Source organism: Nostoc sp. UHCC 0251, from assembly GCF_034932245.1.
Lineage (GTDB): Bacteria > Cyanobacteriota > Cyanobacteriia > Cyanobacteriales > Nostocaceae > Nostoc.
This window is the reverse complement of the sequence record NZ_JAYGHD010000322.1, coordinates 1-18,749: the sequence shown is the minus strand read 5'-3', so window position 1 is coordinate 18,749 and position 18,749 is coordinate 1. Positions and strand designations below refer to the sequence as shown.

Genomic DNA, 18,749 nt, shown 5'->3' with positions numbered 1-18,749 from the left:
TAGTGTTACTTTTTGCCAGGTGTGCGTCCACCTTCATCATTACTACCACCGTGAGGACTGGAATTGCCTGGGTCACAGCCCTCAGCACCATTACCAATTCCTTGGTTGCAATTGCGACGTGGTTTTACGCCCTCGGTCGAAGTTTCAGTCTGCTCCTCAACTGCAACTTGTTGTTGTTGTCCAACAATATACTGCGAAGAGATGTTTGCTACCTCTCCGGTGCTAGATAGGGCTTGGTATAACAAAGCAGATACTTCAGACCTGGTTGCTACCCGTTCAACATTTAGCAAGTTCGCATTGGGATAGTTGACTACTATACCGCGTTGTGTCAAAGCTGCAATCAGACTGCGATATTCACTACGAATAGTAGTTGCATCGCTGTAAACAGATAAAATTGTATCCGTGGAACCACTGGTTTTATAATTTAATCCCTGCGCTAATGCTACCAGGATATCAAGGCGAGAAAGGCTTTGGCTGGGGTTGAAACCTTTGCCAACAACAGCATTTAAAAAGCCCATTTGATAAACTTCGCTGATAGCATTGTAAGCCCAATATTGAGTTGAGACATCTTTAAATGCGATCGCTTGACGAATTTTCCCCTTGGTAAACGCTTTCCGTAGCATTGCCGCAAATTGGGCGCGAGTTACTGGTGCATCCGGGCGAAAAGTCCCATCAGGAAAACCTTCGAGAATTTCCATTGAGGCCAACTCGGCAATAAAATCTTTAGCCCAGTAGTCTGTGGAAACATCAGAAAACCCAACCTGGAGAGCGCGAGACATCCCGACTTGGCGATAATTCATCAGCATTTGGCTGATATCGTAGCTAGAGTTATCGCTAACTTCAATCACCTGCACCAAGCTGCCAGGAGTAGCTTGCAAAGCCTCTGCCAAGTCGGAGCTAAAGACGCTCAGGAACGACTGACGCACTAAAGCATACTCACCCTGAGTGAAAGAAACGGGATAAACGCTGGTTCTAGCGATTGTTGACAAACCTTCTACTTGGAACTGACTACCTTGGAAGGTTTGGGAACTGCTTAGGAAACTAACACGTTGGCCGCTAACTTGAGTGAAGTAGTCGTAGGTGGTGGTACCTGCGTCAATAGTGCCGTTTTGGTCAGCATCAACACCATAAACAGTGCGAACGACTTGGTATTCTGTAGGCTTGGCTGACAAAACCAAATTAACTGTGGTGTTTGCAGACAAACATTCAAATTCGCTGTAGCCAATAAAGCGGTTTTGAACATCATACAATCGCACGACGATGCGATCGCTAGCTTTTAAACCCTTAGCAAATTTTGCTTTTTGCTTAATCTTGTACTTGTAATCACCCAAAAACCGCTCTTTTAAATAGCCCTTGCCACCTTTACTCTTGACTGAAATGCGAGCAATCACCTCTGACAAGTTACCCGATGGTTCCCAAATGGCAAGGCTAAAACCTGTTTTTTTCCCTTTTGCAGAAACAGTACTATTACGGCTTTCTGTGGTGATAGTTTGCTGCTCAATAGTAGTAGTACGACTTCTTGTCTCTACTTTTTTATCGGCTAAAAGTTGTTGACTTGTAGAATTATCAGATATTTGGGCGACGGTGGTAGAGAATCCTAAAGTTGCGTAGGCAGAAGCTATTGGTGAAAATATTGCCACAGAGGTTGCAGCCAGAACAAACTTGCTCATTTGAGCAAAGTAATTTTGATTCATGTATTTCATCTCACACTACCATTCGTCTAAAAAGGCACAGGGGTATTTGGTATCCCTTGACTTATTAATCCCTTCGGGTGGATAGAACTAACATCTAAATCAGTAGGGAGAGATGCGATTAATCATGTCTGTACGGAGTAGGGAGTTATGAGGTCAGAGACATTAATATATTTGAAGAAACACTTTATGAATCTTATTAATGACTGTAACTACACAACAGCTTCCAACTCAAGACGCCTTTGAAAAATTCATTTGGAATTGGCAGGGTTACAAAATCCAGTACACTGTCATGGGTACAGGACGCCCTTTGGTACTGGTTCACGGCTTTGGTGCTTCCATTGGACACTGGCGCAAAAATATCCCAGTTTTAGCTGATGCTGGCTACCAAGTGTTTGCCATAGACCTTTTAGGTTTCGGCGGTTCTGATAAAGCGCCCATTGATTACACTGTGGAAGTTTGGGTGGAACTGCTAAAAGATTTTTGCACAGCACACATCCAAGAACCTGCTGTATTTATTGGCAACTCCATCGGCGCACTTTTGAGCTTAATAGTACTGGTGGAACATCCAGAAATTGCTGCTGGTGGTATTTTAATTAACTCTGCGGGTGGCTTGAGTCATCGTCCCCACGAATTGAACCCGCCACTACGGATTGTGATGTCAACTTTTAATCGGTTTGTGCGATCGCCAATTACAGGTAAATTTGTCTATAACCGCATCCGTCAAAAAGCCCAGATTCGCCGCACCCTCTACCAAGTTTACCGGAACCGTGAAGCTGTCACCGATGAATTAGTTGATTTACTTTATACTCCCTCTTGCGACCCAGGAGCGCAACAAGTCTTCGCATCTATTCTCACAGCGCCTCCTGGCCCCAGCCCAGAGGAACTTTTGCCCAAAGTAGAACGTCCTTTATTAGTAATTTGGGGTGCTGACGACCCTTGGACACCAATTACCGGGGCCAAGATTTACGAAGAGGCGCGGGAGAATGGCAAAGATATCAAAATTGTTCCCATTCCCAATGCCGGTCATTGTCCTCACGATGAGGTTCCAGATGTTGTCAATGCCCAGATTGTCGATTGGCTAGCGCAAAGGTGATAATTTCGCCTTTCTGCCGATATGTCTTAGCCCAAGCAAGGTAAAAATGAGGCTAACAATCTGGGTGAGTGGATCTTAATCTTTTAATTGCGCCTTGACATAATCAAACTCGTATGGTGTGTGAATAAATGGAGCTTGATGTGCGTAATGGAGATAAAAGGGTAATTCCCTTAAATCACCATCCAGATTTTTCAGAACTTGGCTATCAAGTCATCAGCGAACTAGGACGCAACCGAGAAGGGGGACGGATTACTTATCTAGCTAATGTCCTCAAATCTAATCAACAGGTGGTAATTAAAGAGTTTTGTTTTGCTCGTGCAGGTGCTGATTTATCAGGTGTGAAAGCATATCAGCGCGAAATAGAAATCTTGCAACAACTCAATCATACCCGCATTCCTCGTTATCTAGATTCCTTTGAAAAGCCGGGGGCTTTTTATCTGGTACAAGAATATAAAAATGCCCCATCTTTGGGATTAAAACGTAGCTTTAATCCTGAAGAAATTAAGCAAATTGCTCTGTCAATCTTAGAGATTTTGGTTTATCTGCAAAAGCAAGTTCCGCAAATTATTCATCGGGATATTAAGCCAGAGAATATTTTGGTTGATGAAGAACTAAATGCTTACCTGGTTGATTTTGGATTGGCTAGAATACAGGGTGCGAAAGTAGCTCTGAGCAGCTTTATAGCAGGAACTCCAGGTTTTATGCCACCAGAGGAACAGTTTGGTCATTCTCTGACAGAAGCATCAGATTTATATAGTTTAGGAGCAACGCTGATTTGCTTACTTACTAATACCCGTTCTGTTGAGATTGGTAAATTAATTGATGATAACTATCGCTTTAATTTCCAGCAATTAGTTCCTCAAATCAGTCCGCGTTTCCGGTGGTGGTTGATGAAAATGGTGGAACGTAACCGAAAACGCCGCTATGCTAATGCGGCTATTGCTTTAAAAGCACTTGGGACAATTGAGGTTGTTGGTAGTGCGACTGGGTTAGATAATTTCATCAGTTCAATCAAACCTAGAAAACGAGCTACTTTGTTGGGACTAGCTACTGTTGTTACACTGGCTGCGCTTGCGGGAACTTTGATGAGTTATCAGTCTGGTAATACGGTTAGGCAATTGTCGGAAGCTAGAGAATGTCAAAGCTTTGATTTAAGCTCAGATTGCCAAGATAAAATCGGAAATTAAGATTAATTAGGTTGCATCTGGCTAAGGATTACAGCGGTTTTCAATTGAATAGACTACACGCGTAGGGGCACAATATATTGTGCCCCTACAATTATATATATTCCACGCTTGTGAAAATTGCTGGAATTTGCATGAGTATCAAATACTCGTTAATGGAGCTAAAAGACTCATTAATGGAGTTCAAAGACTCATTAATGGAGTTCAAAGCCTCATTAATGGAGCTAAAAGACTCATTAATGAAGCTAAAAGACTCATTAATGGAGTTCAAAGACTCGTTAATGGAGCTAAAAGACTCATTAATGGAGTTCAAAGCCTCATTAATGGAGTTCAAAGACTCATTAACGGTAATGCGCTATCGGTAATTGTCTACTTACCTGCTGTAGTAAACTACATCTAAGTCAGAAGCCTGCATTCAATAGTTGATAGCGCTGTGAAAAAAATCCTGATTGTGTCAGCTAATCCCACGACGACAGATAAACTTCGCTTGGACGAGGAAGTAAGGGAAATTCAGGAAGGGTTGCAACGCTCTCGCAGCCGAGATAAGTTTGAACTTATTACTAAATGGGCGGTGCGTCCTGACGATTTGCGGCGTGCGCTTTTAGATCATAATCCTCATATCATCCATTTTTCTGGACATGGGGGAGGAAATCAAGGTTTAGCCTTGGAAAATAATATCGGGGAAATGCAGCTGGTGAGTAGAGAGTCACTGGCAAGGCTATTTAAGTTATTTAAAGACAAAATTGAGTGTGTATTATTAAATGCCTGTTATAGCGAGGTGCAAGCTGAGTCTATTTATCAACACATCAATTGCGTAGTTGGGATGAATCGGGCAATTGGCGATCGCACCGCAATTAAATTTGCGGTAGGCTTTTATGATGCACTGGGTGCTGACAGGTCTTATGAGGATGCTTATGAGTTTGGCTGTAGCGCGATTGATTTAGAAAGTATTCCAGAGTCTTCGACACCAGTGTTAAAAAGTCGGAATAATCCCCAAAGTGCTATCTCTGCTAATGAAACGATTCCAGATATTGAGATAAAACTAGCAATCTCCTTAGAAAATCCAGAAGGGCAGGTATCTCTAAACTCTGCTTTCTATGTCGAGCGATCGCCTATTGAGGTAGACTGTTATGAAGCGATTCTTCAACCAGGGGCCTTAATTCGCATCAAAGCTCCTCGGCAGATGGGCAAAACTTCGCTGATGTCGCGGGTTCTCCATCATGCTAGTCAACATGACTATCAGATAGCACCCGTAAATTTCCAGTCAGCCGATGCAGAATTTCTCGCTAATTTAGATCAGTTTTTGCAGTGGTTCTGTGCCAGCATTACCTACGAACTGAATCTACCAGAGAAGCTAGACGAGTATTGGAAGGGTGTTTTAGGTAGCAAGAATAAATGTACAAATTACTTTCAACGGTATTTATTACCCGCGATTAATAGCCCCGTAGCTTTGGGTTTGGATGAAGTCGATGAAGTCTTTAAGCATCCTATAATTGCTGCTGATTTTTTTGGATTATTACGAGCTTGGCATGAACGGTCAAAGAATGAAACAATTTGGAAAAATCTCCGGTTGGTGATTGTGCATTCTAAGGAAGTTTATATTCCGCTCAATATTAATCAATCGCCTTTTAATGTCGGCTTACCTATTGAGTTGCCAGACTTAAATCAAACACAAGTACAAGACTTGGTACAGCGTCACGGACTCAATTGGTCTGATTCACAAATTGAAGAATTAATGACACTTGTTGGTGGTCATCCTTATTTAGTGCGGGTAGCGCTTTATGAAATTGCCCGTGGTCGGATGACGCTGGAAAATCTGCAAAAAATCGCCGCAACCGAGGAAGGGCCTTACAGTGACCATTTACGCCGCCATTGGCTGAATTTGCAAGAGGATGCAGAATTGCTGGCTGCGGTTAAACAAGCGATGATAGTAAATCACGCCGTGGATGTGGGCACAACTGAAGCGTTTAAACTTCGCAGTATGGGGTTAGTTAAGTTTCAAGGCAATCAAGTAGTGCCACTGTGTGAATTGTACCGTCAATATTTTTGCGATCGCTTGGGGTTGAAAAATTAAAAAAGTACATTAGGAGTGCAATAAGACTTTTATCTGCAATTACCATTTAACAAAAAGGTTTAACAATGGTTCAAGTTATTCAAGGAAAAGATATCACCCTAGCCCAACTCATAGATCAATTTGGGCTAGAACGTGCAGACAACGAACAGTTTTTTTTAGAGTGGCAGCAAGATTTACCTGAGTTGAGTGACTTAGAAAAGCAATCTCTCAACGAAGTCAAGGCAGAATATTTGCATTTATCCCGCTACCAAATTTTAGAACCTGTAGTCAAAATGGTGGTGCTATCTCCGATATTGCGTCTAGCAGGTTTTTATCAACCGCCTTTTTACATTGCGTCGGAAGAAGAGGTAAGAATTTCTTCTGAAGACGAAGGCACAATTATTAGAGGACGTATTGATATTTTGGTGTTTCATCCTCCATTTTGGGTTCTCGTTGTTGAGGCGAAACGAGCAGAATATTCTTTGGAGGTAGCAATTTCTCAAGCATTAGTTTATATGTTGGCTAATCCTGGTAATGATAAACCTACATTTGCTTTTATAACCAATGGTCGAGAATTTCAATTTATTAAGTTGACGAAACAGGATACACCAAGATATGCATTATCTTACACACTGTCGCTCAATCGTGGAGATGACCTACATACTGTTGTAAAAGTGTTAAAACGTCTAGCTTATTTAGTCCGTAATTCGTAGTCTCCGTGGTAACATACCCTACCAAATTTGTATTTCATAATTTTTAATTTTTAATTTTTAATTTTTAATTGTTTATGACCCAATACCAATATTTTGGTACGCGAGGGGATTATTGAGAATTGGGAGACGCAAGATGAGCCGGAGCATTTGAAGACGATTCGAGACAGAATCATGCAGAGTGGGGAACAGAGGACTGGGCGATTGTTGGCTTTGTGTCAACAGATTTTGCAGCATGGAGAGATAGCAACTGATGATAGTCCTGAACAAACGGAACTGCGGCTGACGGGTTTGGTGGTGAAGCGGGAGGGGAAGCTGCGAATTTATAACCGAATTTATGCAGAGGTGTTTAAGCAGGAATGGTGCGAAAAGATTTTAGCAAACTTGCGCCCCTACTCCGATACATTTAATGCCTGGGTTGAGTTGGAACGTCAAGATGAGTCGCGCTTGTTGCGGGGAAAGACTTTGCGCGATGCTCAAGAATGGGCAGTCGGTAAAAGTTTGAGTGATTTAGACTATCGGTTTTTAGCTGCTAGCCAAGAGTTGGAAAAGCGTGATGTGCAGAAAAGGCTGGAGGCAGAGGAACAGGCAAAGCAAGTTTTAGCAGAGGCGAATCACAAAGCGAATCAACGGATTCGTATTGGTTCTTTGGTGTTAGGACTGACTGTGCTGGGGGCAGTTGCATCATTAATATTGGCTCAATATCAATTAGGGCAAGCGCGAACAGCAAAGGCACAAACAGATAAAGCCCAAACAGAATTAGAAAAAGCAAAAACAGAAACCGCAGCAACCAAGCAAGATAACCAACGGATTTCGGCAGACAATAAAAAAATCTCACGCGACAATCAAAGGATATCAAAACAGGCAACACAGGTAAAACGGAATCTTAGTAATGCAACTTCACAACTGAATGTTGCAAATGTCAAAGTGAATCAGGCACAGCAAAACCTAAAATTAGCCCAAAACAAAGTGACAGCAGCTAGTGCAAAGGCTAGTCAAGCTGAAGTACAGGCAAACCAAGCAATTCAACAACGACAAAAGGCACAACAGCAGCGTGAAAAAGCTGTTGCAGATTTAAATCGGGCAAGGCAAGAACAAAAGCAGGCACAAATTGCTCTGAATGTGGCAGATGCAGCCAGAAAAATTGCTTTAATAGGTATGCGATTGGAACGAGACGGAACTGCTGCATTGCGGGAGTTTGTACCTTCAAAGGAAATAGAGGGGCTGCTGTTAGCAGTGCAGAGTGCGGAAGAACTAAAAACTCTGGTCAAGGATCAAAAATCTTTAGCAGATTATCCTGCTTATAGTCCTTTGTTTAGTTTACAGAATATTCTGCTAAATATTCGTGAACAAAATCGCCTTGAAGGACATAGCAATTCGGTCAACAGCGTCGTCTTCAGCCCGGATGGCAAAACTTTAGCTTCCGCAAGTTTTGACAGAGTAAAAAGGTCAAAGTTCCGAGTTAAACCTCCGGTTCCACTCCCAACGCTTTTAACTGAGCGGCTAATCTCTCTGCACGCTGACGTTCTTTTGCTGCTAACTCCAAACCCCACAATAATAATTCGCCGTTGTCATCCCACCAACGTAACCAATAACCTGTGCGGTTTTCTCGGCTTCCTTCCCATACGCCTAAAAACAAGTTCATTTCCGCAATCCAGTGACGATTATTTGCATCTGGTGTTTGCAGTTCATAATTTCCTAAATTATCTCGCCGATAAACTTCTAAAACTCCGCTATCTGATTCAAAAATGGCATAGTTTGGCACTTGTAAAATCTGCTCATAATAAAACCATTTACCAGGAGGATAGGTCGGTTTACTCGAATACTCTCCACCTTCGGTATCTGAGAGAAATTCCATCACAATTACGGGAATATCACCTTGGAGTCTTGGTGTATAACAGCGCTTTACTTCTTCTCGTGAGACTTGAATTGATGGTACATAACCCCAATCTGGTGCTTTGACGACAAATCGATTATTCAAAGTGGCGCAGATACCGTAATTAGTGATGGTTAAAGCATCAGTGGGTAATCTGCTGGCAAGTTCCAAGCTTTCTGTTAAAGCAGCAGCCAAGAGTGGCTGATTAATGTTATCTACTGGTTTGTTGTCTAAAACAAAATCATCAGGTAACTTTTCCCAGGTGACATTATGAGTGGCTGCATTGGCTAGCATAATCAGAATATCTTAAGTACAATTTCCATTTTTAATAGCCCGATTAAAAAATTGCACACGGCATTACTCCTGAGCAAGAGTTCGCACTTCTTCCACTGACAATCCCAAAGCTTGGGCAATCTGTTCAATGGTCAAATTCATTTGCAATAATCGGGGTATGGCATCTCTTCTAGCTTGTTCTGCAAGTTCCGCCCGTTGTCGTTCTTGTTCAGCTCGTTGGCGTTCTTGCTCGGCGTTGCGAGAAATTTCTGTATAAGTTAAAAACCGTTCTCCATCAGGGCGATATAACTGTAAACCCTCTGATGATGGAACAAAGCGAATTTTTAACCGAGGACTCACCCAATCTTCCATTAGGGGGATGACATCTAACCCATCTTCGCTACGCAACCATCCATGCAAATTATTTCGCTCAGGATCGTAAATGTAGTACTCTTCCACCCCATAGCGATCGTAGAAAAGTAATTTCTTGTCCATTTCAGTTTGGGTGTTGCTGGGAGAAAGAATTTCAAACACCACTTGTGGTGCAATCCCCTCCTCTTTCCATTGTTGGTAGCATAGGCGATCGCCTTTTGGTCTACCAAATACCACCATCACATCTGGGGCGTTAACAATTTTGTTGCGTCCCTCTACTGGATACCAAAATAAATCCCCGGCGACAAATACATTTGGATCGTCAGCAAATAGCCACTCTATATTCTGCTTAATTTCTACAATCCAGCCAAACTGTATGGTATTATTAGCCACTGGTAGTCCATCACTATCTCGGTAGATGACCTCTGGCTGGGTAGGCGGTTGGATTTGCGATACCATAGCTTCGCCCTCAGAAGGATTTAAATCGGGATGCTTCCAAATTAGCAGACTCTTAAGGATATCTGCGCCATGAATCTGGAACGATAACTAACTAAAACAGTACGATTGTTCTACTATAAACTAATTAAAGATAGTATTATTAAGGACTGTTTCATAAGAAACTCCCTCTTTGCCGCCCAATATGTCAGACCAACAGCTAGCAGCATCCTTGAATGGACATCTTCCGTACCCCAGCCACAACAGCCAGAATACCATTCGGATTCGGGGTGCTAGGCAGCATAATCTGAAAAATATTGACTTGGAATTGCCCCGCGATCGCCTAATCGTATTCACTGGCGTTTCTGGTTCTGGTAAGTCTTCCCTAGCCTTTGATACCATTTTCGCTGAAGGGCAACGTCGCTATGTGGAATCCCTCAGCGCCTACGCACGGCAATTTTTAGGACAACTGGATAAGCCGGATGTAGAAGCCATTGAAGGCTTAAGTCCAGCAATTTCTATTGACCAAAAGTCAACGTCTCATAACCCCCGTTCCACTGTCGGTACAGTTACAGAGATTTACGACTATTTGCGGCTGTTGTTTGGTCGCGCTGGCGAACCCCATTGTCCGATATGCGATCGCTGTATTGCACCCCAGACAATCGATGAGATGTGCGATCGCATCATGGAATTACCAGATCGCACCCGCTTCCAAATTCTTGCACCCGTTGTCAGGGGTAAAAAAGGCACACATCGTAAGCTTTTGTCAAGTCTTGCTTCTCAAGGTTTTGTCCGCGTGCGGATCAATGGCGAAATCCGCGAACTGTCAGATTCCATTGAATTGGATAAAAACTTTACCCACACCATCGAAGTGGTAATTGACCGCTTGGTGAAAAAGGCTGATATTCAGGAGCGTTTGGTTGATTCTCTGTCTACGTGTCTCAAGCAATCGGGTGGGATTGCAGCCATTCTGGTGAGTCTGCTTGGTGAAGACGGACAAGAAAAAGAAGAAGAATTAGTATTTTCGGAAAATTTTGCCTGTCCAGAACATGGCGCGGTAATGGAGGAACTATCACCGCGATTGTTCTCGTTTAACTCGCCTTATGGTGCTTGTCCGCACTGTCATGGCATCGGGACTTTAAGAAGATTTGCGCCAGACTTGATCGTACCCGACTGGGAAGCGCCAGTTTATGCTGCGATCGCGCCTTGGTCAGAAAAAGATAATTCTTATTACTTGGAATTACTTTATAGTGTGGGGCAGATTTATGGATTTGAGTTACAAACAAATTGGAGCAAGCTGACAGAAGAACAGCAGCAAATCATTTTGTTTGGAGAGAAAGATGAACGAGCCGCAGAAGCACAGAGGAAGCAGAGTTTTAAAGGTGCTATTCCAATTTTGCAACGGCAGTATGAGGGTGGTTCGGAATTAATTAAGCAAAAATTAGAGCAGTATTTAATCGATCAACCGTGTGAGGTTTGTAAGGGAAAACGGTTAAAACCTGAAGCCTTGGCGGTGAAGTTGGGACAATATGGAATTTTAGAATTGACTACCGTATCAATTCGGGATTGTCGGGAGAGAATTGAGCAATTTAAGTTGAGCGATCGCCAATTACAAATTGCTGATTTAGTCCTGAGAGAAATCAAAGCTAGATTGCAATTTTTGTTGGATGTAGGTTTAGATTATCTCACCCTTGATCGTCCCGCCATGACCCTTTCCGGTGGCGAAGCCCAACGAATTCGTCTAGCAACGCAAATTGGTTCTGGATTAACAGGAGTTCTCTACGTTTTAGATGAACCGAGTATTGGTTTGCATCAACGAGATAATGGCAGATTGCTCAAAACCTTAACGAAATTACGCGATTTGGGTAATACGTTGATTGTCGTTGAACACGATGAAGAAACAATTCGCGCAGCCAACCACATAGTTGATATTGGCCCTGGTGCAGGAATTCATGGCGGAAATATTATCGCCCAAGGTGATTTTCAGGCGTTATTAGCAGCAGAAGATTCCTTGACGGGTGCATATTTATCAGGAAGGCGAGTAATTACCACACCCGCAGAACGCCGAGAAGGAAATGGGCGCAGTTTGGGAATTAAAAATGCCCATCGCAACAATTTACAAAATATAGATGTAGATATTCCGCTAGGTAAACTTGTCTCGATCACTGGTGTGTCTGGTTCTGGTAAATCTACCTTGATTAACGAATTACTATATCCATCTCTGCAACACCATTTAACTAAGAAAGTTCCCTTACCGAGACATTTGGATAAAATTCAGGGATTAAACGCGATTGATAAAGCGATCGTTATCGATCAATCCCCAATTGGACGCACACCACGTTCTAACCCTGCAACTTACACAGGAATTTTCGATGCGATTCGGGATGTATTTTCCCAAACAGTGGAAGCCAAAGCTAGGGGTTACAAACCTGGGCAATTTTCCTTCAACGTTAAAGGTGGACGTTGCGAAGCTTGTAGCGGACAGGGTGTGAATGTGATTGAAATGAACTTTCTCCCAGATGTTTACGTGCAATGCGAAATTTGTAAAGGTGCAAGATACAACCGCGAGACTTTGCAAGTGAAGTATAAAGATAAGTCAATTTCTGATGTACTGAGAATGACAGTTGAGGAAAGTTTAGACTTTTTCCAGAATATCCCCAAAGCGATCGCGCGTTTGCAAACTTTATTTGATGTCGGGTTGGGTTATGTCCAACTAGGACAACCTGCGACTACCTTATCTGGTGGTGAAGCGCAACGGGTAAAATTGGCAACAGAACTATCTCGACGCGCTACAGGTAAGACACTTTATTTAATAGATGAACCGACAACAGGGTTATCTTTTTACGATGTTCACAAATTATTAGATGTGTTGCAACGATTGGTAGATAAAGGTAATTCAATTTTAGTAATTGAACACAATTTAGATGTGATTCGTTGTTCTGACTGGGTGATAGATTTGGGGCCAGAAGGTGGCGATAAAGGCGGAGAATTGATTGCTGTGGGTACACCGGAGGAAGTTGCAAAAAATCCCAGGTCTTATACTGGGCAATATTTAAAGCAGGTGTTGAAACAGTATCCGGCGGTTAAATCTTAGTCTTTTCCAAGTAGGGTGTATTATATAAAACTAAACATCCTGTCTCTAAATTTTATCCCTAGTTTGAGACTATTTGATTTTTATTTAACTGTTGAATTGCAGTATGGGGAAGTCAAAGGTTGTAAAAAACTTATTATGAAACTTCCTAACGCTGAATGCGCTATCGTTGAAATAGATAAAATTGCGGCTTACTGTCTCAACCCAGAACATCCAGAGGGAAAACACAAAGCCCGTGTATTTAAATCTGCACTAGACTTAAATTTAGATGATGCAGAAGAATTACAAGCCATACTTTTACAAGCAGTAGTAAATTATGATGCTATCCCTGGTAAAAAGAATTCATACGGTCAAAAATATATCATTGATTTTCCTCTGAATCGTTCAGATAAACAAGCAATTATTCAAAGCGTTTGGATAGTGCGTAATAATGAAGGCTTCCCCCGCCTAGTCACCTGTTATATAATCTAAGCAATGAGGTAATAATAATGAAATTATTAGATGTGGTTGCCCTAACCGAAGACTTACCAGAAGTGGGATTGCATCGCGGTCAAGTAGGAACGATTGTAGAAGAATATGAACCTGGAGTTTTTGAAGTAGAATTCAGCGACTTAAGAGGAAAAGCTTATGCCATAGAAACTTTAAATGCTAGCCAGCTAATGGCTTTATATCATCAACCAATTAGTGAAAAAAGATTATTGGTTTAACAAAATCAACAAATAAACAAGTTTGACTCAACGTGAAAAAACTTACCTAAAGCTTCAGCTTGTTTTTTAGTGATTTCTAGTTCGCCATTCATGATTTTAGCAACAATCTCGCTTGAACCAAGAATTTCTACCAAATCAGCTTGTTCCAAACTCCTAGCTTCCATCAAATGCAAAAGTCTTGAAAAAGGTGTTGAGTAATTAAGCTGATAGTGCTTATCTTCAAAATCCTCAATCAGTTTTACCAATAATTCCAACAAAGCATCTTCTTCAGGAGTCAGATGAGAATGAGAAAGCAGTTCTTCAACAGTTTCTAAAAATTTCTCGTTTTCCTCTTCTGTCTTGATAATCCGAGGTTGATGTTGAGACAGCAATTGGCTGTAAATGTCTGAGTTAAAAGTAAGGGTCATTTTTCCAGTAGTCTTTGTCATATTCGGCATGAGTTAAGACATATTTTATATAGATGACCTGCTTTTCATAGTTAATACTAGCAATTAAACGGTATTTATTACCTTTAATATTGAAAACTATAAACTTGCTTACTGCTTCGGCTTGAGGATAAATAGTTTGAACTTCTAGCAAATTGCCCCAGTCTGCTTTACTAGCGGTTATGTACCAGTCATCAAGTGCTTCACAGCAATCAGCGTGTTTTTGGCAGAATTGTCGTAGCTTTTTCCGACTGATGACATGCATTAATTTCTTATTTCAACGTTTCTCTGCTTGTTCTGGATAAACTTTTAACTCACTATGTATCTAATTAGCTGTTTCTCCCCTTTGCCAAAACTGTTGTAAAATCTCCCCTGGTTTTCTATCCCAAGTGTCGATATGCTCGTATATCAAATTATCTTGATTGAGTTTATACGTTGAATAGCCATTAAAAAGCAAACCAGCTTTCCAAGGAACCCGCAACACTCCTCGCACCGTCCACTTTGCTAAAATAGTATCTTCGGCTGACTGAGATACTTCATGTACATCAAAGTAAATTTGGGTAAAAAATAGTCGAGCGTGAAATCGCAAAGTCCAAAATATAATGCGATAGTTAAATTTGTATTTGAATGTGTTTACTGGGTCTTTAAAGTAGATATCGTCTGTATAAATGTGATATGAAATATCTTTTTCAAAAAGTGTTGGTAAATCCTCTTTCAAAGTTTTAATTACCCGTTCCACCGATAATTGAGATTCCACGCGCCTTTTCCCTTAAAAAATCTTTTTTAACAACCGTTGCCAAATTGAAGATGTCCTCTTGTTAATCACACCACCCGCACTCAAATCTGACAGAGTGGGAAATAATGCAGACTTAGCATAAGGGCCATTTCGCAAAACTTTAGCTAGGGTATTGTTATTCTCGCGCAAACCTTCGTAAAAAAAGAATACCTCTCCTTGAATGCCAAGTTGACGATTGTATTCAATTGCTTGCACCAAATATTCTGGACTAATACAATAGCTGCCAAGCTTCATCAGTATTCCCGGTGCTAACTTCGGCAGTGTCGCATCTGTGAACTGCTGGTTTACTAGTTTATCAGCGATCGCACAATAACTCCTAAAGTCACGGCGATAAATCTGCGGCTGAATCATATCAACTATTCCCTGCTTCAGCCATGCGGGTGAGTCTTGCAGATATTCCTGGAATGCCCAATCATGGATATTAGGTGCGATCGCTACTAATAAATTAGGATTCACCGCTTTCACTTCCCGGTAGAGACGCGCCAAAAATTGAGTGAGAATATCTGCACGCCACTGTAACCATTGCTTATCTTTGGGGTTCTGTGGCGGATTACAATTAAATTCCTGGCGATAGCGGCTGACAGTTACCTCATCATAGCCACCTTCACAGGGGAATGCTGGGAAGCGATCGTCTCCTTGAACACCATCAACATCATAATTCTTTACAACTTCCAGCACCAAGTTCAAGAAGAATTCCTGCACCTGTGAATCGAGTGCATTCAACCACTCAAAGCCGTTTTTCTTCAGTAAATTGCCGTTACAATCACGCGCAATCCATTCTGGCTTTTTTTGTAAAAGTACGCCTCCATTCAAATTGTAGGAACTGGCAAAGCCATATTCAAACCAAGGAATAACTTTTAACCCAACTCGCCGCGCCTCAACTACCACCTCTTCTAAAGGATCACGACCTACGGACATAGGGTCAATTTCGACTCCAAATGTCTTCTGCATTGTTTGACTGGGATACAGAGTTACTGCCTTATTCCAAACAACGGGAAACACCACATTAAATCCCGTCTCTGCTAAAAAATCCATCGCCTCAGCAATGCGTTGCTTTGACCTGAGAACTTTACTATCAGTAGTAGTCAGCCATATACCACGGGTTTCTATTATTGCCATTTCTATAAATTGAAATTCTCGGCGCTGCACCATCTAAACATTGACTAACCGACGATACCGCGCCTGTATTATTGTATAAATGGCATAGGCAACCAAACCTAACGCCACAATACCCAAAAGCCATGCTCCATAAGGCTGTTGCGCTAGCGTCTGTAATACTTCATCCAAACCTACTGCGGTAGCGGCGTTCGATTGCTTTGCAGCTTCGATTAAAAACCAGCCGGTAATACAAAATACTATACCCCGTGCCGCTAAACCAAATCTGGCAATCCTCATTACCCATTGGGCTTCTGTGTTGCTTAATTCTGTTAAATTGAGTTCTTTACGAAATTTCCCACTAAAAGCTTGATAAAACTGATAGAAACCTAGAGCAATTACAAATGCCCCCGCAGTTCCAACTAACCATTGACCAAAGGGTTGAGAAAGCAAACGTGCTGTCGAATCTTCAGTAGAATCACTACTATTTTTACCTCCGCCTGTACCCATAACAATTTTCACAGCACTTAAGGCTAAACTTGCATAAATCAAGCCATTAACTGCGTAACCAATTCGTACTGCCAAACCTTTGGCATCATTACCTTTCTTTTCTGGGTCTTTAATTGCCTGCACAAAACGCCAGATTACGTATCCAATCAAGCCAATTGCAACTAAAGCCAGCAAAAATTTACCAAATGGCTGGTTAACAATTGTTTGGAGAGCGCCTTGGGTATCAGTTGTTTTACCACCGTTGCCAAAAGCCGCCTGTGCTGCCAGTAGCCCAACTATACCGTAAACTACTCCCTTAGAAACATAGCCAAATCGTCCCAGTCGCTCAACCCATAATGAGGCGTGGTTTGTCAACTGTTGTGTCATGGTAGTTGGGAAAAATTATTATATTTACCTTTTACCAAAATTTACCCACGATTCACATCTATCCCAAGGCAAATTGTCTAATGTTCTTGCAAAAAATCACTATCGTAATACTGCCTTTTAATAGATGTGAGGCTACTTAACATGATATTACACTGATTAAGTAGAGTATTACTATTTAGTGTTTTTTAATGCTGAATTTAGATTAATTATGTCTCTAATAGAAACTTCTTGGAAACACGAATATATAACTACGAATGGGGTAAAACTACACTACGTTACCCAAGGTGAAGGCCCTTTAATGTTGATGTTGCACGGATTTCCTGAGTTTTGGTACTCTTGGCGGCATCAAATACCAGAATTTGCCCAAAATTTCAAAGTCGTTGCTCTTGACTTGCGTGGGTACAACGATAGTGATAAACCAAATGAGCAATCAGCTTATGTCATGGATGAGTTTATCAAAGATGTTGAGGGAGTAATTAAAGGATTAGGATACCAAAAATGTGTATTAGTTGGACATGATTGGGGAGGTGCGATCGCTTGGAATTTTGCATACACTAACCCCGAAATGTTAGAACAATTAATTATTCTTAACCTGCCTCACCCTGCCAAATTTGCCCAAGGTTTACGCACTCCTCAACAGTTGCTACGTAGCAACTACATATTCCTCTTTCAATTACCGTGGATACCAGAATTACTCTTACAATCTTCAGACTACCAAGCAATTGAAACAGCTTTTAAAGGTACAGCAGTGAACAAGAGTGCTTTCACCAAAGCAGATATTGACGCTTATAAAAATGCCGCGGCAAAACGCGGTGCCCTCACAGCAATGTTGAACTACTACCGCAATATTTTTCAACAGAGAATATTAAATCCAAATTGGGGCGTTTTAAAAGTGCCAACACTGATGATTTGGGGAGAAAATGACACTGCACTCGGCAAGGAGCTAACCTACGACACCGCAGCCTATGTCAGGGATTTTCAAATCAAGTACATACCCAATTGTGGCCATTGGGTGCAGCAAGAACAACCTGAATTGGTCAATCAGTATATGCGAGAATTTCTGAGAACTTAAAAAAGTATAAATACTTATCAAAGTAGCCAAATTATGGCGAGTAGTGCAAGCTCTTAAAAAGATTTAACAGTAATTTAATACTCGTAGTTTTTTCGAGATTGTCAAGTAAAAATCGCCAAAAATGCGAATTAACGGCATTTGTTAGATTACCGTTATCACTGCCCCATATCACAACTAAGTTGTCAAGGGATAGATTGACCTTCTGAAGTTTAGTGAGATAATAGAATTGTGAGGGACAGAACGGACGCAACTTGATTATTTAAGGGGGAAAATTATGAAACTCCAGCTATTAGCGGCCATGGCCTTAGCAACTCCCCTATTTTTCGCTAGCTCGGTTAAAGCCGAGAATCCGCAGGATTTACAAAAGCTGCTTTCAACTGGGGAATGTATCCAGTGTGATCTATCGGGAGCTAACCTCAGTGGCGCTCATTTAATTGGTGCTGACTTGAGAGGCTCGAAGCTCCAAGGAGCCAACCTTGTCGGCGCTAACCTCGAAGGTGCTGACTTAACTGGTGCAAACTTGGCAGGTGCTAACCTAACATCAGCTTATGTCACCAATGTGAATTTGAAGCAAACTAATCTCAACGGGGTAAATTTTACTCGCGCTACGATTCACGATTCTAATGTCTATAAAGCATCAATGAATGATCTCAATCTTACTGATGCTGAAATATTTAACACTGGAATCGGGATTGGTGGAGAAGATGCTGAGATTCCCGATTGGGACTAGGCTGAACTGAGTAGGCAGGTTAAAATAAACACAACATCAGAGGAACTGGTTTTTTGCCAGCATTATCCTTAAATTCTGCCTATAAACTATACAAAAATAAAAAATGAAACCTCTCTGCGTTGTAATGACTTTATTATGACGAAAGCAGAGGGGGTTTCTTTTTGGGGCTGAATCTATGTCCGAACAGTGCAATTTAGGCTGAAAAGTTTTGCTATAGGACTAGTATTTGATTTATGAAAAAATCTAAGTATATGTAGGGGAGCCAGC

At 41.5% G+C, this 18,749-nt stretch carries 17 protein-coding genes and 1 pseudogene; 10 read left to right on the top strand and 8 right to left on the bottom strand.

Annotated features, from left to right (window positions below; translation table 11 throughout):
* Positions 1-5: 5 nt before the first annotated feature.
* A complete protein-coding gene (locus tag VB740_RS26405) occupies positions 6-1,694 on the bottom strand; it encodes an S-layer homology domain-containing protein (RefSeq protein WP_323202822.1) in 1,689 nt (562 codons plus the stop codon).
* A 199-nt stretch (positions 1,695-1,893) separates the two neighbouring features.
* On the opposite strand from VB740_RS26405, the gene VB740_RS26400 reads away from it, so the two are divergent.
* The 5 genes and pseudogenes from VB740_RS26400 to VB740_RS26380 all read left to right on the top strand — a co-directional run.
* Positions 1,894-2,787, top strand: coding sequence for an alpha/beta fold hydrolase (locus VB740_RS26400; protein WP_323202821.1), 894 nt, complete (start codon positions 1,894-1,896; stop codon positions 2,785-2,787).
* A 128-nt stretch (positions 2,788-2,915) separates the two neighbouring features.
* Entirely contained in the window at positions 2,916-3,974 is a 1,059-nt protein-coding gene (locus VB740_RS26395; RefSeq protein WP_323202820.1) for a serine/threonine-protein kinase, read from the top strand.
* Between the two features lie 430 nt (positions 3,975-4,404).
* The gene (locus VB740_RS26390) at positions 4,405-6,045 is read left to right on the top strand and encodes an AAA-like domain-containing protein (protein WP_323202819.1); all 1,641 of its coding nucleotides are present in this window, start codon (positions 4,405-4,407) and stop codon (positions 6,043-6,045) included.
* A gap of 65 nt (positions 6,046-6,110) precedes the next feature.
* Complete coding sequence (locus VB740_RS26385) at positions 6,111-6,737, top strand: type I restriction endonuclease (RefSeq protein ID WP_323202818.1); 627 nt, start codon at positions 6,111-6,113, stop codon at positions 6,735-6,737.
* Between the two features lie 93 nt (positions 6,738-6,830).
* Positions 6,831-8,171, top strand: a pseudogene (locus VB740_RS26380) (hypothetical protein); the annotation flags it as partial.
* Positions 8,172-8,196: 25 nt separating this feature from the next.
* Here the strand turns inward: VB740_RS26380 and VB740_RS26375 are convergent.
* Entirely contained in the window at positions 8,197-8,904 is a 708-nt protein-coding gene (locus VB740_RS26375; protein ID WP_323202834.1) for a Uma2 family endonuclease, read from the bottom strand.
* A gap of 63 nt (positions 8,905-8,967) precedes the next feature.
* On the bottom strand, positions 8,968-9,714 hold the full coding sequence (locus VB740_RS26370; RefSeq protein ID WP_323202817.1) for a Uma2 family endonuclease: 747 nt from the start codon (positions 9,712-9,714) through the stop codon (positions 8,968-8,970).
* A 181-nt stretch (positions 9,715-9,895) separates the two neighbouring features.
* On the opposite strand from VB740_RS26370, the gene uvrA reads away from it, so the two are divergent.
* The 3 genes from uvrA (at position 9,896) to VB740_RS26355 (ending at position 13,488) form a co-directional block, all read left to right on the top strand.
* Positions 9,896-12,784 (top strand): excinuclease ABC subunit UvrA, encoded by a 2,889-nt coding sequence (gene uvrA, locus VB740_RS26365; protein WP_323202816.1) that lies wholly within the window; start codon positions 9,896-9,898, stop codon positions 12,782-12,784.
* A gap of 135 nt (positions 12,785-12,919) precedes the next feature.
* On the top strand, positions 12,920-13,252 hold the full coding sequence (locus VB740_RS26360; RefSeq protein WP_323202815.1) for a DUF6883 domain-containing protein: 333 nt from the start codon (positions 12,920-12,922) through the stop codon (positions 13,250-13,252).
* A gap of 17 nt (positions 13,253-13,269) precedes the next feature.
* Entirely contained in the window at positions 13,270-13,488 is a 219-nt protein-coding gene (locus VB740_RS26355; protein ID WP_323202814.1) for a DUF4926 domain-containing protein, read from the top strand.
* A gap of 5 nt (positions 13,489-13,493) precedes the next feature.
* Here the strand turns inward: VB740_RS26355 and VB740_RS26350 are convergent, their stop codons facing one another.
* From VB740_RS26350 to VB740_RS26330, 5 genes are read right to left on the bottom strand one after another with little or no spacing between them, the layout of a single operon-like run.
* Positions 13,494-13,895, bottom strand: coding sequence for a transcriptional regulator (locus VB740_RS26350; protein WP_323202813.1), 402 nt, complete (start codon positions 13,893-13,895; stop codon positions 13,494-13,496).
* Positions 13,879-14,178 carry a type II toxin-antitoxin system HigB family toxin gene (locus tag VB740_RS26345; protein ID WP_323202812.1) on the bottom strand — a complete coding sequence of 100 codons (300 nt, stop codon included), beginning with the start codon at positions 14,176-14,178 and terminating at the stop codon, positions 13,879-13,881. Before VB740_RS26345 ends, VB740_RS26350 begins: the two co-directional genes overlap by 17 nt.
* A 60-nt stretch (positions 14,179-14,238) precedes the next feature.
* A complete protein-coding gene (locus VB740_RS26340) occupies positions 14,239-14,670 on the bottom strand; it encodes a DUF2358 domain-containing protein (RefSeq protein ID WP_323202811.1) in 432 nt (143 codons plus the stop codon).
* A gap of 12 nt (positions 14,671-14,682) precedes the next feature.
* Positions 14,683-15,828 (bottom strand): glycoside hydrolase family 10 protein, encoded by a 1,146-nt coding sequence (locus VB740_RS26335; RefSeq protein WP_323202810.1) that lies wholly within the window; start codon positions 15,826-15,828, stop codon positions 14,683-14,685.
* A gap of 33 nt (positions 15,829-15,861) precedes the next feature.
* Positions 15,862-16,680 (bottom strand): DUF1206 domain-containing protein, encoded by an 819-nt coding sequence (locus VB740_RS26330; protein WP_323202809.1) that lies wholly within the window; start codon positions 16,678-16,680, stop codon positions 15,862-15,864.
* A gap of 208 nt (positions 16,681-16,888) precedes the next feature.
* On the opposite strand from VB740_RS26330, the gene VB740_RS26325 reads away from it, so the two are divergent.
* Entirely contained in the window at positions 16,889-17,752 is an 864-nt protein-coding gene (locus tag VB740_RS26325; RefSeq protein ID WP_323202808.1) for an alpha/beta hydrolase, read from the top strand.
* A gap of 274 nt (positions 17,753-18,026) precedes the next feature.
* Positions 18,027-18,482 (top strand): pentapeptide repeat-containing protein, encoded by a 456-nt coding sequence (locus VB740_RS26320; protein ID WP_323202807.1) that lies wholly within the window; start codon positions 18,027-18,029, stop codon positions 18,480-18,482.
* Positions 18,483-18,749: the final 267 nt, after the last annotated feature.

Coding starts and splice junctions, on each gene's coding strand:
- VB740_RS26325 (WP_323202808.1), top strand. CDS start 16,889: ATGTCTCTAATAGAAACTTCTTGGAAACACGAATATATAACTACGAAT.
- VB740_RS26375 (WP_323202834.1), bottom strand. CDS start 8,904: ATGCTAGCCAATGCAGCCACTCATAATGTCACCTGGGAAAAGTTACCT.
- VB740_RS26395 (WP_323202820.1), top strand. CDS start 2,916: ATGGAGCTTGATGTGCGTAATGGAGATAAAAGGGTAATTCCCTTAAAT.
- VB740_RS26360 (WP_323202815.1), top strand. CDS start 12,920: ATGAAACTTCCTAACGCTGAATGCGCTATCGTTGAAATAGATAAAATT.
- VB740_RS26320 (WP_323202807.1), top strand. CDS start 18,027: ATGAAACTCCAGCTATTAGCGGCCATGGCCTTAGCAACTCCCCTATTT.
- VB740_RS26370 (WP_323202817.1), bottom strand. CDS start 9,714: ATGGTATCGCAAATCCAACCGCCTACCCAGCCAGAGGTCATCTACCGA.
- VB740_RS26330 (WP_323202809.1), bottom strand. CDS start 16,680: ATGACACAACAGTTGACAAACCACGCCTCATTATGGGTTGAGCGACTG.
- VB740_RS26400 (WP_323202821.1), top strand. CDS start 1,894: ATGACTGTAACTACACAACAGCTTCCAACTCAAGACGCCTTTGAAAAA.
- VB740_RS26345 (WP_323202812.1), bottom strand. CDS start 14,178: ATGCATGTCATCAGTCGGAAAAAGCTACGACAATTCTGCCAAAAACAC.
- VB740_RS26385 (WP_323202818.1), top strand. CDS start 6,111: ATGGTTCAAGTTATTCAAGGAAAAGATATCACCCTAGCCCAACTCATA.
- VB740_RS26355 (WP_323202814.1), top strand. CDS start 13,270: ATGAAATTATTAGATGTGGTTGCCCTAACCGAAGACTTACCAGAAGTG.
- VB740_RS26350 (WP_323202813.1), bottom strand. CDS start 13,895: ATGACCCTTACTTTTAACTCAGACATTTACAGCCAATTGCTGTCTCAA.
- VB740_RS26405 (WP_323202822.1), bottom strand. CDS start 1,694: ATGAATCAAAATTACTTTGCTCAAATGAGCAAGTTTGTTCTGGCTGCA.
- VB740_RS26335 (WP_323202810.1), bottom strand. CDS start 15,828: ATGGCAATAATAGAAACCCGTGGTATATGGCTGACTACTACTGATAGT.
- uvrA (WP_323202816.1), top strand. CDS start 9,896: ATGTCAGACCAACAGCTAGCAGCATCCTTGAATGGACATCTTCCGTAC.